The sequence below is a fragment of the Paenibacillus sp. 10L310 genome (assembly GCF_056395745.1).
Genome location: NZ_JBFTKC010000054.1, coordinates 1 through 667, shown reverse-complemented (window position 1 = coordinate 667; position 667 = coordinate 1). Strand labels below are relative to the sequence as shown.

Here is a 667-nt window from a genome sequence, read left to right as displayed (position 1 = left end):
CATAACCCGAAGGCCGCAGGTTCAAATCCTGCCCCCGCAATTATACTTTCCTTTGAGAAAGTGATCTGGAACCGTGGTGTAGTTGGCCTAACATGCCTGCCTGTCACGCAGGAGATCGCGGGTTCGAATCCCGTCGGTTCCGCCATTTTTTTATTCTAGTAAGGCTCGGTAGCTCAGTCGGTAGAGCAGAGGACTGAAAATCCTCGTGTCGGCGGTTCGATTCCGTCCCGAGCCACCATTTATAACACCATGTAATACGCCGGTGTAGCTCAACTGGTAGAGCAACTGACTTGTAATCAGTAGGTTGGGGGTTCAAGTCCTCTCGCCGGCACCATGTAATCCTGGAGGATTAGCGAAGCGGCCAAACGCATCAGACTGTAAATCTGCTCCCGTACGGGTTCGGTGGTTCGAATCCATCATCCTCCACCAGTTTTTCTATGAGTCATTAGCTCAGTTGGTAGAGCACCTGACTTTTAATCAGGGTGTCGAAGGTTCGAGCCCTTCATGACTCACCATTATATGCGCGTGTGGCGGAATTGGCAGACGCACTAGACTTAGGATCTAGCGTCTTTGACGTGGGGGTTCAAGTCCCTCCACGCGCATCCTTTATTTGCGGAAGTGGCTCAGCGGTAGAGCATCGCCTTGCCAAGGCGAGGGTCGCGGGTTT

6 tRNA genes are annotated in these 667 nt (G+C 52.5%); all 6 read left to right on the top strand.

The features are described 5' to 3' along the window. Window positions 1-67 precede the first annotated feature (67 nt). Window positions 68-145 (top strand) — tRNA-Asp (locus AC1DE7_RS31760). 17 nt (window positions 146-162) lie between these two features. Next, window positions 163-238 (top strand) — tRNA-Phe (locus AC1DE7_RS31755). Between the two features lie 20 nt (window positions 239-258). Further along, window positions 259-334, top strand: a tRNA-Thr gene (locus AC1DE7_RS31750). 9 nt (window positions 335-343) lie between these two features. Then, window positions 344-429: transfer RNA gene (locus tag AC1DE7_RS31745), tRNA-Tyr, on the top strand. 10 nt (window positions 430-439) lie between these two features. Then, window positions 440-515, top strand: a tRNA-Lys gene (locus AC1DE7_RS31740). A gap of 6 nt (window positions 516-521) precedes the next feature. Beyond that, a tRNA-Leu gene (locus AC1DE7_RS31735) sits at window positions 522-602 on the top strand. The last annotated feature ends 65 nt before the right edge of the window (window positions 603-667 follow it).